Below are 17560 nucleotides of genomic sequence, written 5' to 3' on the forward strand. Positions count from 1 at the left end.
CATTGACTGGTATTCCTCGGCCGCCTTACCAGACATAAATATTATCTGTTCTGGCAGGTTCTATCACTGCTGTATTTACTACCGATTAAATGTCAAACCAGTACTTGGCGGGTGTTGGCGATATAGTGATGGATCTGCGCCTCCGTTTTTGTATCAATCATCACTTCCGGTCGACGGTGCTCAGGGCAAGGCATACGTGGTGTTGTACCAAAAACACGACATATCAATGGGCGCTCTTCATAAACCTCGCAACCATTTGGACCTAAGTATACGCAGTTCCACTCTTTTAATGCGGCTTCATGTTGGGCGTTAGTTTTAAAGGGGAGGCGTGCCATTTCTTCTGAAGATGTGGTTACTGGACCACAACAATCGTGACAACCTGGCTTACATTCAAATGACGGAATGCGTTCACGCAGCAGATCGACTATCTCTATGTTATTTTTCATTAATGCCTAACGTTTAAAGAGTTCGCGGACATTATACGTCGATAGTGGGCTGACTAAAAGTTGCCAAGGTATATATTTGGCCGCAACTTATTTAGTAGCCACTTATTTAGTAGCAATGGACCCTTTGTGCGGGATGGTATAATAATGGAATAACACTTTTTGTTTAATATTTGCCTAGTGGCATCAAAGATAAATCTGCTTTTACACCAAGTAACGGCTAAATGGCTATTACAACTTGTTGGATAATGAAGATAATGCAACAAGTGCATTGTCGAAATCTAATATTTCTACTGCATCATATAGCACTGCTAATTCATGCTTAACCAATAAATTATTAGCCAACATATTTTGAAGGTTTAGGATGATATTCACCGCTTCTAGATTGTTATTTTCGAGGTGTTGTTTCAGTTCTGCGAGCATCGCGGTGAGCTCTGGGATTGAATAATCAACTGTTGGGCGTTGTGTTTCAACTTCTTTTTCTGCTAATAAAGCATGGATTTTTGACAGTTCAGCTTGTGTCACTGAACGTAACTGGGGCGCCAGTTCGACACAAAGTATCTCAAAAGCATTTGAACTATTCGTGTCCTTGAGTTTTATCTCCCAGGCACATAAGGCTTGATAGATTGATGTTAAGCCCGCTGTCCCAGAAGTCCCTTTAAGGGTATGAACAATGACCAATATCTCATTGGTGTTGTTTTGCAAGATCATCTGTTCTAGATTATTCAGTTGCTGATCCAGATTTGCTTCAAAAACCTTTAGTAAACGCCGATAAAACTTTTCATTACCACCAAAAGGCTTAAGTAAACTTTCTAGCTCCCTATTATCAGATTCTGATCTAAAATTATTAATGTCATGTTTATTCATTTCATCAAAGGGCTGCTGCTGAGCAGTAATTTTAGTAGATTTCATATGTATGACTCTCGGAACATGATGACTTTCTAAGTACACTATAGAAAAGATAACAGCAGTTTACTGTATTATTGAGTTTCAATGGATGTCCTATCATCATAAAAAGTTAGGATTTATTGTTAATCAATAGCTTAGTTTGCTTCAACAAAAATTATAATGCAATATTAGTCGATAAAATTCGATATATTTGGGGTTTACGCCAATCAAACTGGAGTCGGCATGCAATTAGATAAAATTTTACACGTAGAGGATGATGAGTCGATTCGAATCATTGTTGAAATGGCTCTCGTTGATATATCTGGATTTACCCTGTTGGCTTGTGATGGCGGACATGAGGCCATTAGCCAAGTGGAGGCTTTCGCACCAGATTTAATATTGTTAGACGCCATGATGCCGGGTATGGATGGTATACAAACGCTGATTGAAATTCGTAAAAAACCAAATTGTTTAAACATTCCAGCTGTTTTTATGACCGCGAGGATTCAGGAGTCTGAAAAACAAGAATATTTGGATGTTGGTGCCGTTGCTGTGATTGAAAAACCCTTCGATGCTATGAGTCTAGGTGATAGGTTAGAATCTATTTATCAAGCTTGCTTAATCTCTCAAGAAATCCACAATCAAGAGTAACTTATGCAAACTCCTGTATTTCCTATTTCCGAGACAGAAAGACTTACCGCGCTAAATAATACTGGGCTGTTAGATACGGGCCCAGAAGAACGTTTTGATCGTTTAACGCATTTAGCTCAACTTTGTTTAGGCACGGAAATTGTGCTTATTTCATTGGTAGACTCCAATCGCCAATGGTTTAAGTCGAAACAAGGTTTAGATGCATGCGCGACAAGCAGAGATATTTCATTTTGTGGCCATACCATTTTAGGCGATGGTATTTTTGAAGTTGCTGATGCTCTGCTTGATAGTCGGTTTGCTGACAATCCATTAGTTGTCTCTGCGCCGTTTATCCGATTTTATGCCGGTGTGCCTTTAGTGTGTAATGGTGAAAAAATTGGCACACTTTGCTTTATTGATAGCAAACCTCGCCAGTTCACTGACAAAGAACGAGATATTGCATACGGTTTTGCTAAAAGTATTGAACAAGAAATTATTGATAGATTACAAGATCAAGCACATGAGCAATTAGTGGCAAGCGAGCAAATGTACAGGTCGGTGCTTGACGGAACGAGGATCGGTACTTGGCAGTGGAATATTCAAACGGGTGAAACCCATTGCAACGAACGTTGGGCTGATATTATCGGTTATACGCTTGCCGAGCTAGAACCCATTACCATTGATACTTGGTTATCCATGATACATCCCGATGACCTGGATTATTCAGATGCAGCTTTAGATGATCACCTCAATGGCTTAATTCCATTTTATGACGTTAAATGCAGAATGAAGCACAAAGATGGTCATTTTGTATGGGCGCATGATCGAGGCAAAGTCGTTTCTTATACCGCAGATGGTAAGCCATTGATGATGTATGGCACACATGCTGATATCACCAAAGAAAATAATAGTAACTTAGCATTATTACAAAGCCGAGATCAGTTTAAGACCTTGGTTGCCAATATACCGGGAATGACTTACCGATGTCTGCATGATGAACATTGGACCATGCTGTATATGAGTGAACATATTTATGCACTTACAGGCTATCCTGCCAGCGATTTTATCAATAACGGTCAGCGCAGTATTGTTAGTATGGTTCATCCTGATGACAGGGCATTGGTATTTGAAGTCATCGAAAAAGCTGTGCTTAGTCATTCTAGTTGGGTATTAAATTGCCGTCTTTTGCATAAAAATGGATCTGTTATATGGGTAGAAGAACGCGGCGCTGCTGAATATGACAGCAATGGTGTCGTTCAACACCTTGACGGTTTTGTTATGGATGTTAGCAAAGAAAAAAAACTGCAAGACCAATTGTACAAACTGACACAGCAGCTTCCGGGTGTGGTTTATCAGTATCAGGTGTGGCCAGACGGACGTAGCGCATTCCCATATGCTAGTTCTGGAATCGAAGATATTTATGGTGTTAAACCGGAAGATGTTCTTACAGATGCTTCCAATGCATTTTCTACAATTTATCCTGAAGATGTTCCTGCAGTTGTTCAGAGTATTGAAGTCTCTAGCCAACAACTGACTATATGGGAACAGGAATATCGTGTTTACCGGGATGACAAATCGATAATATGGTTATTAGGCAGAGCAACACCGGAAAGGATGCCAGATGGTAGTACGTTATGGCATGGCTATATTCATGATATTACCCAAACTAAAGAATACTATCTCAAACTTGAGGATCTCAATCTTCAGCTGAATGTTACTCAGCAAAGCCTTGATTTAGCGAGTGAGCAAGCCAAAATTGGTTATTGGCATGCATCGCTTGAGCATGGAACATTTTGGTGGTCACCTATTATTTATCAAATTTTTGGGTTTAACGCTGAAGATGTGGTGCCGAGTTCTACATTGTTTAAAAATGCTGTTCATCCTGACGATATCGATAAAGTGCTTAAAAATGAGCAGCAGACTCGTTCGACAGGTATTGTTAACGAAGTTTACCGAATCATCCGCCCTAATGGGGATGTTCGCTGGGTACATGAATTAGGACAGCTGGTTGCCGAAGATCAGAATCCGGATAAGATAATGATAGGTTCTGTACAAGATATTACCGAGCGGATGACATTACAGAAAATTAAAGATGAATTCATTTCAACCGTGAGTCATGAGCTTCGCACTCCGTTAACATCAATTTATGGCGCATTAAGTTTATTGCAGTCTGGTAAGTTGGTCACACTACCTGCAAAAGCGGAGAAGTTGGTTGAGATTGCGAGCAGTAACTGCAAGCAGCTTAGTCGTTTGATCAATGACTTATTAGATATTGAAAAACTGGCTGCTGGTAAAATGTTGTTTGAAATGAAACGATTAAATGTAGTTCCACTTTTACAAAGAGCTATCAATGATCATCAACCATACGCAGACCTGCATAAAATTACTTTGGCGTTACATGTAGATAAGCAAATAGATGAGTTGTTTGTATATGTTGATGAGCATCGTCTGTTACAAATTCTGACTAATTTTCTATCCAATGCGGTTAAATTCTCTCCCGAATCGGGGAGTGTAATGTTGTCTGCGACTGTCACTTATGATGAAATTGAAATTGCTGTACAAGACCAAGGGGCCGGAATCCCTGAAGATTTTAAGAGCAAAATATTTGCAAAGTTTTCGCAAGCAGATGCAAGCAGCTCTAAAGTGAAAGGAGGCACGGGTTTAGGCTTAGCCCTTTGTAAGGAGCTTGTTGAAGCAATGAACGGAAGCATTGACTATCGCTCCGAACCCGGCTGTGGCGCTCGGTTTTTTGTTAGATTACCCTTATCTGTTTAACGAAAAAACAATATCGTGAGTTTAATCTACCGCTACATAAGTGTGGATTTGGCAACATATTTCGACAACATTTTATTCAAAGCAACCAGCTAGTATTGACCACTAGTGATAATAAAATGGTGACTTAATCTGAGTGTGACTTAATCTGAGTGTGATTTGAAACAGCCGTTGTCGACATGCATGACTCGAGAGAGCCAATGGTCCTGATCCATTGTTAAATAATATCAATACAGAAGAAGTGATGGCTGTAATCGTCCGGCAAATCAGTTGGTGTTTTCATGCAGTCATGGATATTGAAGTCTGCGATTATATTATGTTGAACCAGCATGCATTGGTGTTACGCGGAACATAAAGTCGAAGCGTTGATGAGTATTGAATCGATACTGTAGACGTTAGCGGTAATCGTAGCGGGTATTGGCAGCAGTAGTCGTAGCGGTATTGGCAGCGGTAATAACACTTATACCGAATGACTTTATACAGAGTGACTTTTTTAATGAACAGAAGTGTAGTGAAGAGTGGTGAAGTTAAAAGTGGTGTGGTTAAAAGTGCTGCAGTGAAAGGTTGTGTAGCGAAGGGTAATGTAGAGTCTTAATGATATTTTTAGTTTTGGCTTTAGTTTAAGCTGGCTTTAGTTTTGGCTTTAGTTTTGATATAGACCTTTTCATCTGCAATCGTCACAGATGAAAAGGTTTTATTCACTCAGCTTTATGAATTACTTGGCTAGTTTTACAAAGTAGTCAAATATCTCAGGTACATTGCCGTTACCTAAACCCGCGTCAAATGCAGCTTGTAGATTAGCAGATGAACCTTCAGCAATTTTAGATTCTGTGCCTAAGTCTTCTACCATTTTTAAGAAGTAGCCAAGATCTTTGTTAGCGTTAGCAATAGAGAAGCCTAAATCGCTTACACCGTCTACTGCATAGTTTTTACAGAATTTCATGAACGGTGAGTTAGATGGACCCGCTGACATGATGTCGAACAGTTGCGCACGGTCAACACCAGCAAGATCTGCAACAGCAAAGGCTTGAGACATAGCACAAACGGTAGTCATACCCATAAAGTTGTTGATTAGCTTAGTCGTGTGACCTGCGCCTAATGCACCTAAATGGAATACGTTTTCGCCTTGCTCGTCTAATACTGGTTTAACCTTATTAAAGGTCTCAAGATCGCCAGCTGCCATGATGTTTAGTAAACCGTCTTTAGCGTGAGCAGGAGTACGGCCGAGTGGGGCATCAATCATACCTGCGCCTTTTGCCGCAAGGTCTGCACCAATTTTACGCGTAGATGAAGGACTTGATGTACCAAAATCAACTAGTACAGAACCTTCTTTAATGCCCGCGAGAATACCATCGTCACCATAAACCAGTTTTTCAACTACGGCAGATGTGGTTAAGCACAGCATAACGATGTCGCTAGATGCAGCAAGTTCTTTTGCTGTCGTTACGGTTTTTGCACCGCGAGCAACACATGTAGCAACCGCTTCTTTATTAAGGTCCATTACATTTAGCTGGTAACCTCTGTTTTGTAAGTTCTCAACCATGTTGCCGCCCATAAGGCCAAGGCCGATAAAACCGATGACTGGTTTTGTCATGTCTAACTCCTAAATATATTGGTAAATGCGTATTTCAATTTTATTCAGCTCACCGAATGTGCCGATGCGCTATGTAATTTGTATAAAGAGTCATCTTGAGTTCAGGATTGCTATAAGCCAATTGAGTAGGTTAGTGCCCTTTCAAATGGTGTATTCCTGTTTACTCTTCAAAAACGACTCATTATTTATCATTTAATATTGCCGGACTGAAAATATCGGTAACAATGATGCTTACTCTTGCTTGAATTGGTTATCAAGTGGTATTACAAAATTGTAAGTAATACCAAGATTTTTGTCAACCAATTATCTTGCCAATGTTATACCAAAAATATGATTGGTAAGGATGGGTTGTTGGTTGTTAACTAAAACTAGAATTAATGATGGTGTGGTAGCAAGGTATCGCTGTTTGTAATTCGACATTTTTATCAACTAATAAATCGTTTATATGACCCTGCACATACGTAACGCCGCTGCTAGTGTCAGAGCCATTTAACGCTCTAATATCGTTTGTAGTGACGGTCAATAATATTGTTGTCGTTAATAGTAGAGCCTATCAATTTGATAGGCTCTACTTTAAGACATCAGTTGATTAAAACTTAGCTCGAACACCAAGAGTGTAGCGACGGTCTGCTTCACTGTAAGCCCAGATAGAATCTAGCTCAGTAGTATAAACAATTGGTTCACCCGTTAGGTTTACCGCATTGGCTACAACAGTGAAGTTTTCGTTGATATCCCAGCTAACTGAAAAATCAAGTTGGCCTCTATCTTCTCGGTAGCTGTTACCCACGGTAGGGTCGTAGTTGTCAGCAGAAGGGTCATTCTGGTTGAAAACGTTATAACCTAAAGCGCCAACAGTTTGTACACGCTTGGTGCTTTGGTCGTCTAAATAACGGTCACGCCAGTTGTAGGCTAAACGTAACTGAACTTCTTCACCTTCCCAGTAAACTTGAGTGTTAGCGGTGTGCTTAGAAATATTCAGTAATGGATTGCCATCGGGTTGCTCACTATCTGCATAGGTATAGTTTGCGTTAACACCTAAACCTGCCCAAATGCCGGGTAAAAAGCTGAACTGTTGCTGGTAACCTAACTCCAAACCTCTGACTTCACCGCTACCACCATTCACATCAGTGTCGATGACGATACCTGTTTGACCTGCGGCTTTTTGAGCATCAACATATGCTAAACCTTGGTCTTGAGTCGCATTAACAATGTCACCTTGGCTTTGACCCGCAGTGTTAAGTAAACAAATATTATTCCACTGCGTGGTATTTTGTCCGCTTATCGTGCTTGAGTCAGCTAAACAGCTGCTGTCGGTTTGCGTGAACGAGTTAACGTCTTTATAGAAAATTGCTGCAGAAAGTAAACCACCGTCGCCGAAGTAATGCTCTACAGAAAGGTCATATTGAGTAACACGATACGGTTCTAACTGGTACGAACCTTGAGTACCGGTAACTAAAGAGTTATCGATTGATAATGCAGGACTTAATTCATCAAAATCAGCACGGCGCATCACTTTAGCAGCCGCAAAACGCATTAAGGTTTCTTCTGATAAAGTGTAGGTAACATTCAAGCTAGGTAAAAAGTCTGAATAATCGTTACTACCAGTATTGAGGATTTTGTTACCGTTACTGTCTACAGAATCGACAATGCTTGATTCTAATTCTGTTTGAATATAACGCCCACCAACCACTGCAGTAATGTCATCAAAATCTAAATGAAACTGTGCATAGATAGCACGAGTCTTTTCGTTGATGAACTTATAGGCGCCAGTGTCTTCAACCATGTTGTCAGCTAAAGTACCGTTCATTGCATAAGTGGTACCTGCTAGCATTTGCTGAGCTAACAAATAGGTTGCTTGAGCATCTTGCAGCTTTTCAGCGTCATACACGTTGTATGTTAATAAGTCGTTTTGACCCGCAATACCGGTTTGGTCGAACGAGTTACTGGCGTTTATTGTTTTAAAGCTATCGCTGATAATTGGGTTATCAATCCAGGTTGGGCTGTATAAACCGTCTGCGTTTTTAGCTTTTTTATAAGCATCTTTAAGCGTGGTTCCGTTAGGTGCTAAGTCAAAGCGATTTGAACTGTAATCTCTATCGGTAAAACGAACGCCCGTTTTTATTGCAGAGATAAAATCTACACCTACATCATGGATTTTAAAGTCAAAGCGTAATGCTTGTTCTTCGTTATCTGTGTCTAATGTTTTGTGGTAAAACTCACGGAATACCAAGTTGTCTGGATTAGTTAACATACCTGTGTCTTCAAAGACATAAGATGGAATGCCACTACCATTAGTCATGCTTGCTGTGCTGGTATGTGTGACTAAATCAAGGGTAGGGTCTGTGCGTTCAATTGGACGTAAGTTAAATTCAGAAGCTGTTTGACGTTCTTCTGATTTCGAGATTGAATATTCACCCGAGATTTCGATGTTATCAGTAATATTCCACTCACCACCAATAGCATGAGAAGTTGTTTCTGATGTTGTAAAGTCACTCCAGGTTTTAGGAATAACCAATACGCCACTTAGGTCGTAATTTTGCAGTTGTCCATTACCATCGTAGTAGGAATCACTTCTTGGCACCACGGTACCACCAACATCGAGAATTGAATAAGCCGCTTGGCCGCCATCCAGTTTTGTCGAGTTCATGTCAACGTAGAAATTAAGCTCTTCGCTGGTTGGCGCCCACTGTAGTGATAAACCAAATGCTGTACGTTCACGTTGTTCTGTTTTTTGCTCTACTGTACTTTCTGTTCTACGAAGGTATTTTCCGTTAGGGCCACCAGATACATCAACAGTGCCATCACCGTCTAAATCGATATCGTCTTGTAAATCAACCTTGTTAAAATACTCGTCACGACGTAATTCACGGTCTTGGTACGATACGTTAGCTGCAGCACCGAAGGTACCGGCATCACCTAAATCCCAGCTATTACCGACTGCGGCGGTAAAATTAGGTGCAACATTTTCAGTTTTGTCTGCGTATTCACCGTCGAGGGTAATCGCAATTAGCGGCTCACTAAGTTCTAATGGGCGTACTGTCTGCATGTTAACTGTGCCACCTAAAGCACCTTCAATCATTTCAGGCGTTGGAGACTTAATCACTTCAACTGTTTTTAAGAAACTAGCAGGGAAGTCATCTAAACTAATACAGCCACGTCCTGGGCCTGCTGTTGAGCGGCCATTGAGCAGAATAAGGTTTTCTGATACACCACGGATAGTGACAGATTCACCGACACCAAAATCAGATTCAATAGAAACACCTGTTATGCGTTGCAATGCTTCGGCAATGTTGTTGTCAGGTAATTTACCAATATCTTCGGCAACGATAACATCGACAATACGTTCGTCAGTACGTTTAAGTAAGTTAGCGGCTTTTAAACTGCCAAATATACCTCGAACGGCTATAACTTCAATTTCACTTGTATTAACTTTTTCCGCTTCAGTTTGTGCTACAGGTTCTGCTGCAAATGCTGGCATCGTTAACATGGCTGTTAAAGTCGCGCCAAAAATGGTTATATTGTTGGCTTTGTTTTTTGCGCCACTGAACATGGCGCTTATTTTATTCAACTTCATAATTCCCCCCAAAGAAATTGTTTGATTTGGTATTACCAATGTTGTTGTTTTAATCAACAGATACATTTATATAACACGTTACCAACAATTGCAATTGTTCATTACCAAATTATTTTATTTGTCTTACCAAAATTAATCTTACTAATCTTTATGTTGATGAGAGTTACTTGTCAGTCATTATTCTACAATGCAGTCATACTCTGGCTTGTGACTATCGCGTTTAAAACAGAGATTCTTCACTTGATGCGGTCGATATAAGGCTTATATACGATGAATACTGGTTTTACAGAGTCAGATTTAGAGATGAATATTGGTAAGGTAGGTTTGTATATTGGTATTACAAGTGGTCGGTAGTTGTTGTCGTTGCTGTGGTTAACACATCAAAGTAGCCACTTTTAGAAGGTTGCTAGAGGTTTTCGCGAGATAGCTTGCCAATATGTTAGCTTGAAATTAATGTCGATAAAAAGTGTTACAGTCGGAATTAACCGTGGATCACTTCAGAAACAACAAGGGTCGCACTAATGCGACCCTTGTTGTTTCTATGATGGATAATCAATACAGAGTAACTATATTCTCATCTCTATCCCGAGTTGAGGTTATTGAGTTAACCATTTACATATTCTATTGATTGAGTCATTAACAAATTTTATTACAAACCTTGCTGATACTGGGCGTTAGTAGAAATGGTCACAAGTTGATTTAGTTCTACTTTAGATTCGGTGACGCCTTTAAGGACGTTTTCGAAGTGGGCAACCAGCTGAGTTTTATCTATTTCTGCTTTTGAGCCAGATCCTATGTTGGTGAGGTCGATAAAGAACTCATCAAATAAGTGTGATAGATCTTCAACGGCTTCGATGTTTAAAAACTGCTCGTGGTTATAGATGCTCGGGTAACCGCCTTTTTGTTTGTCTACTGCAAACGAAATACCTTTCACATTAGTGATGGTAGTGGCTTTTTCACACTTGAGCATGCAACCGTCTTCAATGCTGGGCTTATTACAGCCTACTGTTTGTTGGAAAAAGCATTGTCTGCTGGTCATCATCAAAATAGGGTGATAGATGCTGTAAAGCAGTTTGAAGTTTTCTGGTCTGGCGATGTTTTTAATTTGGTTACGATTGATCTCGTTCGAAATAAACGCACCAGCACAATTCAATTGCTCTTGTAATGTTAACAAGGCATAAGAGTTAGTGGTGTTTAAAAACGGCCCCGCAATCCACTCGATGTCCATTTCATAGGCTTTAAACGCAACGCCAGTGTTATTTGTGACAATACGCTTAGGCTTTACTACTTCTAACACTCTTACCGCTTCGATGTAATCTTTGCCGATAAGCACAGCCGGAAACCACGGAATTAACCTTGGGTTACGTAAAAAGATATCAATATACTTGTTGTCGTTTTTCTTAAAGCTTTCTGGCAGCTTAAAGTAAATATCGGCATCGGTAACATCACACAAGTTGACGTCTTTTTCATCACTAATAAGCAAAGACAATGTCGGTGTGTCGGTCACTTTAGGATGTTTAGGTAACTTGGGTAAGGTTACTGCGCCTATGTATTCTCTTTGTGTTAGCTGTAATAACAGTTGGTTTTTAAGCTGAGTTAACTGGCTAAACGGTAAGCTTAAATCAGCCTGCAAGCCGTCATAATTAAACGCTTGTAACAAGTAACCACTGCCTTTTAAGCTTTTAAAGCGTTTTTCAATTGCGGCTTCATCAACCCGTGATTCTGTTGCTTGGGTTAGAGAGATAGATGATTCAATCACAAAGTGTTGATCTGGCGTGGTCACAGTGACCGACAATGGTTGATTGACTTGACCAGAAAATGCCAGTGCTAGCGTAGGCTTGGCAATGCTCAGGTGATTAATTTTTTCGGCTACCAATTGCACAATGGCGTCTTTTTCTGACGACAGTGTTTGTTGGGCTTCTTGAATTTGAACCACTGATATCGCGTTACTTTTGTCGTTAGCATGTTTAAAGCTGTTATCGCGTGGATTATCGATAAACATGTCTTTGGTGAGGTTACCCTTTAAAAACGAGTTGGTAAAATCACGGTTGAACACTTTATGTAAGTTCGAGTCATCGGCTAATAGCTTGCCTGTTTCGATAAATTTGTCGATCTGTTTGCGCCAGCTGTCCACCACGGTATGGACATATTGTGCACCTTTAATGCGGCCTTCAATTTTGAGCGAGTCGACACCTGCATCAACTAATTCTGGTAAATCAAAGTAAGCTGAGTTGTCTTTTAAGTTAAGCGGAAACTTGTTACCGGCTGCTGTGACTTCGTATTCATCACGACATGCCTGGCTGCAGCGGCCACGGTTGCCAGAATTACCAACACTCACTGAGCTTGAATAACATTGACCCGAGAAGGCAATACATAATGCGCCGTGAACAAAAACTTCGGTAAGCACTTCGTGATCGTGGGCGAGGGTGGTAAGGCTTTTAATTTCGCCAAGGTTTAGCTCGCGAGATAAATTGACACGAGTGGCACCGATTTTGGCTAAGAAGCCAATTTGACCTTCGTTATGAGTTGTCAGCTGGGTAGAAGCGTGAATTGCTAGGCTTGGAAAATGTTTAGTCACTAGATTAAACAGGCCTAAATCCTGGACAATAATGCCGTCGATACCCGTATTCACTAACTGATTGAGCAATTTAACCAATGTCGGAACTTCGTTTTCTAAAATAACGATGTTCATGGTGAGAAACACTTCACACTGATATTGGTGAGCAAGCGCGATAACACCAATTAAGTCATCGAATGACAGGTTGGCCGCTCGGTTACGGGCGTTGAAGGTATCTAGGCCACAATAAACGGCATTTGCACCGGCTATAATCGCAGCTTTGATCGCATCGACATCTCCACCGGGTGCCAATAATTCGATTTTTCTATTCATGATATTTTCGCTATTTTATGTCGTTGGTTATTAATTTTACAGGTCGATTTTACGTGTATCTGCAACGGATTACTATTGATTAGGCTTTTCGAATATAAATAACCTGAACTCGGGATAACAAACGTCGCTCAAACAGCCCTTTGTATTGCTTTGCTAACTGCTTAGCTTTCATCTCTATGATGAATTAAACAAAAAAGGTCTTCGTCATTGCAACATTATGCAACATGAAGACCTTACTTTAACGATGTTATCCGTTAATGGACATTGAGTAATACATGCCCAAAAAAGATGTTAGCCTCTGGCTTCTGCTTCAGCTTGGCTTGCAAGGTATTCATCAAATGTACCTTGGAAGTTTATCAATCTTTTGCCTTTTACATCAATAATGCGTGTTGCCAAAGATGACACAAACTCACGGTCATGGCTGACAAATATCAATGTGCCTTCAAATAATTTCAAGGCTTGGTTTAGCGCTTCAATCGCTTCCATGTCCATGTGGTTGGTTGGCTCGTCCATTACCAGTACGTTAATATCCATCATCATTAACTTACCGAATAACAAGCGGTTTTTCTCACCACCTGAACAGTTGCGGACTTTTTTGTTGGCGTCGTCATCAGAAAATAATAGACGACCTAACATGCCGCGAACCATTAAATCATTGTGCTTTGGTGTGCGCCATAATGACATCCAATCAAATAAAGTCATGTCATTATCAAAATCTGCGGTGCTGTCTTGTGGGCAGTAACCAATTGCAGCATTTTCAGACCATTTAATACGGCCGTGATTGTGTTGTAATTGATTCACTAAGCAGCGTAATAGGGTAGTTTTACCCACACCGTTTTCGCCAATAATCGCCAGTTTAGAACCCGCTTCAAGAATAAGGTCGCCGTGTTCGAATAACACTTCGTCGAATCCGTGAGACAATTCTTCAAGCACGAGAGCTTGGCGATGCAGCTTTTTGCTTTCTGCAAAACGAATTGATGGGGTAATACGGCTAGATGACTTAACATCATCTAACTTAATTTTGTCCATCTTTTTAGCGCGTGAGCTAGCTTGTTTTGCTTTAGATGCGTTAGCACCAAAACGGTTAACGAAGTCTTGCAGCTCGTCAATTTCAGCACTTTTCTTGGCATTGCCCGCTAACAGTTGCTCGCGAATTAAGCCTGATTGAGCTAAGAAATATTCGTAATTACCTGGGTAAACACGTAATTCGCCGTAATCGATATCAGCCATGTGGGTACAAACAGAGTTTAAGAAGTGTCTGTCGTGCGAAATGATGATCATGGTGCATTTACGTTTGTTTAGCTCTGTTGCCAACCAACTAATGGTATGAATATCCAAGTTGTTGGTAGGTTCGTCGAGTAACAAAATGTCTGGGTTAGCGAACAAAGCTTGTGCTAATAGCACGCGCAGTTTCCAACCTGGAGCAACCTGTTGCATTAAACCAAAGTGAAATGACTCTTCAATACCGGCTTCTAGCAGAATTTCACCCGCACGACTTTCAGCTGTGTAGCCGTCCATTTCCGCGAACTGACTTTCTAGGTCGCCTACTCGCATGCCGTCTTCATCGGTCATTTCAGCTTTGGCGTAAATGCTGTCGCGTTCTTGTTTGACTTTCCACAGTCCGACATCACCCATGATCACTGCGTCGACAACACTATATTGTTCAAACGCGAATTGATCTTGACTAAGCGTACCGACTTTAAAGCCTGGTGTAATCGACACGTTTCCTGATGTTGGAGCCAAAGCACCACTCAAAATTTTCATGAACGTGGATTTACCACAGCCATTTGCGCCGATTAAACCGTAACGGTTACCGTGACCAAATTGAGCCGATATGTTTTCAAATAATGGCTCAGGGCCAAACTGCATGGTGATATTAGCGGTAGAAATCAAAGCAATGTTCCAACTGTGTACTACTGAATATTTATCAACAATAGGCAAGACAACAGCCACGTGTGAATAAGACAGACATGAGTATATGTAAGTAAATAGGCCGCGGATTATACAGGTTAGTGCTAAGTTGTCGATTTATAATCTGCTTATATAGCAGACAATGGCGTTAACGCTGGGCTAGGAAAGCATTGAACTGAGTAAATTGGCTGATATCTGCGCGGTTGAATCGTTTGTAATAGAAACTGATGCCATATTAGTTTCAATATCAGCTACATTATTGATTTGGTTGTTTTAGGAGTCGACATGACCGCTGCATTAACCATCCCTATGCGTGATTTGGGTTTTGATTATGATGTTGAATTACATAGCTGGCATGATGGCTTAGCTGGTTTTAGAACGTTTAATCATCAATCTAATGAGCAACTTGAAGGCGGGTTAGGGCTAGGACTTGATTTAGTGACTCAAACCGAAGCAGGTCAAGCCTGGTTGACGTCTATTCCGGCACCGTTATTGGACATAACCGCGCCCTTTGCTGAGCATCAATACCAAATGCTGTGGTTGGCTGCTAATTGTGAACCCGCATTACAAATATTACTCAGCAGACCGGTGCTGTTATTGCTTATTTGCGAGCAATGCTGTGTCGATAATCAACAAGCGTTGGCATTTTGCTTACTTGGACAGCGCCAAATTCTATCGGTCCTAGGCTATCACAGCAGTAAAGCAGCGCTTAAGTTTATTGATAAGTTAACCTTAACCTATCAACGAGAAGCCGATTTACTGCATGTTAAACGTCAGTTAGATGTCCGTTTTTGTCACTTTAGTCGGTTTAAGCTTTATCAACAGATTAACTTAAATGCTTTGAGTGTTGATCACATGTACCCATTTTTTACTGGCACTCCGCTCGGGCTCGATTTGGCGTTTAATCAGCAACAAGGTCGCAGCCAATTAATGGCGTACCTTAATGACACGTTACATATGGGAATGACATTAGGGATTTTCGATCCGCTGCAACGGGTTAGTCAATTGTCGTCGATTAGTGATTTACGCCAGTTACATGATCGCTGGGTGGTTGAACGCAATGAAATGGAGCTTGTTAAAACTCGCCCGCAAAATGCTGATTTCGCCTATCCTCAATTGCTTACAGCCAATGGCCAAATTAAGGCTATTAGCCGTTATGATGAGCTCGTCGCAGAAGGTCGCGAACAAGGCCACTGTATTGCTATTTATCATCAAAGCATTGCCAACGGACATTATTGTGCGTTTAAAATGGCTAAGCCTGAGCGAATGACTATTGGCATCAAAATCACTAAAACCCAGCCGCTGATGTGCGAAATCGACCAGATTAGAGGTGCGTCTAATTCAATGCCATCGGAGCAAACACGCGAGATTGTTTATCAGTGGTTTGAGCAAACTAAAGCACAATTAAAGCAACGCAAAGCTGGATAACGTGAGCGTTACTTTATACTAGCTTTGATGCTGTGGTTGTTTGTGCGGTGTCATCAGCTGAAACGCCACTAGCATTAACGCCATTAACGCCACTAACGCTAACGCTAACGCCACTAACTTTAACGCGACTAGCATTAACGCCACTAACATCGATACAGCTGTGAATAATGTGTGGCGTTAATACTAACCGCAGATGTATTTATAATAATCACTTACTCGCGACTAAAACTTCGCTTGTTTAAGAACTCACTATCGCAATAGGAAACCGTAATGGTTCAACAAACGAATATAAACGACATTGCCAAACATCTTTTTTCACAGAGGCATTGTGTTAATCCTGAGTCAAATTTACTACTTGAACAGCATATAGACAGTATTGAAACGGCACTTGAAATCCAAGTTGCGATGATTGCCCTGAATCAACATAATGTTACTGGCTGGAAATGTTTAACGCCGCGAGACAATGGCGATTTGATTGTTGCACCTATTTTGGCGGATGCCATTGTTAATCAACATGATTGCGCCATTTTATCATCGGCGCAGCTAGCCCTGATTGAGCCTGAAATCGCTTTTGTTGTTGGTCAAACTTTTGAGGCTCATCGTCATTACTCTGAAGCCGAAATTAATCAGCAAATTAGCGCTACTCATATGGCATTGGAGTTAATTCAACAACGATTTAGCCGAGATTATCCAGCCACATTTGTTGAAAAATTGGCTGACGGACTCAGTAACCAGGGGTTGTATTTAGGCCCTGAAATTGACAAAGCTAAGGCATTAATGGCTAGCAAAATTCAAATATTGGTCACTCAACAACACACTACCAATACCTATGACGGATGTCATCCTTGCCATTTACCTGCATCACCTTTGTACTGGTTAGTGAACTTTTTAACCGCTCGCGGCATTGAGATTACTGCCGGCCAGGCCATTATTACTGGTTCATATTGCGGTGTGCTTAAAGTCGACATGGATAAACCACTGCAGATTGAATATCAAGGATTAGGCAAGATGTCGTTGTCGTTTAGTGAGTTAAGCTTGAGTCAATAATCGACTGTGCTGTTATTACTTAGCGATAACGGGTAAACCTCAAGGCAAAACACTAATAGCAGTCCTAAACGACGACTGCATGGATGCAGGAGATAGAGTAACGCAGGAGCAGTTACCGACGACTGCATGGATGCAGGAGATAGAGTAACGCAGGAGCAGTTACCGACGACGCAGTTTGTCTATCGCAAGTATCACACCGATAACAGTACAACGAATGGTTGGCTGACCGTTTACACTCCCTAGCGGGGCTTACAAAGCCTGCTTTAGTACCTGATCGCAAACATGCAGTTTACTAAAGATTATTGAATAAAATACTCATTAAAGTTTGTATATTGATAATCTTTTTTGTATAAATAGATTCATTAAACTGATTAGAAATGTTG

10 protein-coding genes are annotated in these 17560 nt (G+C 40.8%); 4 read left to right on the forward strand and 6 right to left on the reverse strand.

Annotated elements, in window-relative coordinates:
* Positions 1 to 92 precede the first annotated feature (92 nt).
* Together HNW13_RS06530 and HNW13_RS06535 are read right to left on the reverse strand one after the other, a co-directional pair.
* Complete coding sequence (locus HNW13_RS06530; RefSeq protein WP_101031310.1) at positions 93 to 446, reverse strand: YkgJ family cysteine cluster protein; 354 nt, start codon at positions 444 to 446, stop codon at positions 93 to 95.
* A 228-nt stretch (positions 447 to 674) separates the two neighbouring features.
* Positions 675 to 1355: an Hpt domain-containing protein gene (locus tag HNW13_RS06535; RefSeq protein ID WP_192114971.1), complete on the reverse strand. Its 681-nt coding sequence runs from the start codon at positions 1353 to 1355 to the stop codon at positions 675 to 677.
* A gap of 219 nt (positions 1356 to 1574) precedes the next feature.
* Between HNW13_RS06535 and HNW13_RS06540 the strand changes: the two genes are divergently transcribed.
* Together HNW13_RS06540 and HNW13_RS06545 are read left to right on the forward strand one after the other, a co-directional pair.
* Complete coding sequence (locus HNW13_RS06540; RefSeq protein WP_192114970.1) at positions 1575 to 1982, forward strand: response regulator; 408 nt, start codon at positions 1575 to 1577, stop codon at positions 1980 to 1982.
* 3 nt (positions 1983 to 1985) lie between these two features.
* Positions 1986 to 4736, forward strand: a complete 2751-nt coding sequence (locus HNW13_RS06545) for a PAS domain-containing protein (RefSeq protein WP_192114969.1) — start codon at positions 1986 to 1988, stop codon at positions 4734 to 4736.
* A gap of 712 nt (positions 4737 to 5448) precedes the next feature.
* Here HNW13_RS06545 and HNW13_RS06550 read toward each other — a convergent pair.
* The 4 genes from HNW13_RS06550 to HNW13_RS06565 all read right to left on the reverse strand — a co-directional run bounded on the left by HNW13_RS06550 (position 5449) and on the right by HNW13_RS06565 (position 14684).
* Entirely contained in the window at positions 5449 to 6327 is an 879-nt protein-coding gene (locus HNW13_RS06550) for an NAD(P)-dependent oxidoreductase (protein ID WP_192114968.1), read from the reverse strand.
* A 589-nt stretch (positions 6328 to 6916) separates the two neighbouring features.
* Positions 6917 to 9901: a TonB-dependent receptor gene (locus HNW13_RS06555; protein ID WP_192114967.1), complete on the reverse strand. Its 2985-nt coding sequence runs from the start codon at positions 9899 to 9901 to the stop codon at positions 6917 to 6919.
* 649 nt (positions 9902 to 10550) lie between these two features.
* On the reverse strand, positions 10551 to 12791 hold the full coding sequence (locus tag HNW13_RS06560) for a peptidase U32 family protein (protein ID WP_192114966.1): 2241 nt from the start codon (positions 12789 to 12791) through the stop codon (positions 10551 to 10553).
* Between the two features lie 291 nt (positions 12792 to 13082).
* The gene (locus tag HNW13_RS06565; protein WP_101087233.1) at positions 13083 to 14684 is read right to left on the reverse strand and encodes an ABC-F family ATPase; all 1602 of its coding nucleotides are present in this window, start codon (positions 14682 to 14684) and stop codon (positions 13083 to 13085) included.
* A gap of 303 nt (positions 14685 to 14987) precedes the next feature.
* On the opposite strand from HNW13_RS06565, the gene HNW13_RS06570 reads away from it, so the two are divergent.
* Both HNW13_RS06570 and HNW13_RS06575 read left to right on the forward strand, forming a co-directional pair.
* The gene (locus HNW13_RS06570) at positions 14988 to 16130 is read left to right on the forward strand and encodes a PcfJ domain-containing protein (RefSeq protein WP_192114965.1); all 1143 of its coding nucleotides are present in this window, start codon (positions 14988 to 14990) and stop codon (positions 16128 to 16130) included.
* A gap of 270 nt (positions 16131 to 16400) precedes the next feature.
* Positions 16401 to 17177 carry a hypothetical protein gene (locus HNW13_RS06575; RefSeq protein WP_192114964.1) on the forward strand — a complete coding sequence of 259 codons (777 nt, stop codon included), beginning with the start codon at positions 16401 to 16403 and terminating at the stop codon, positions 17175 to 17177.
* The last annotated feature ends 383 nt before the right edge of the window (positions 17178 to 17560 follow it).

This window comes from Shewanella sp. BF02_Schw, from assembly GCF_014596695.2.
Lineage (GTDB): Bacteria > Pseudomonadota > Gammaproteobacteria > Enterobacterales > Shewanellaceae > Shewanella.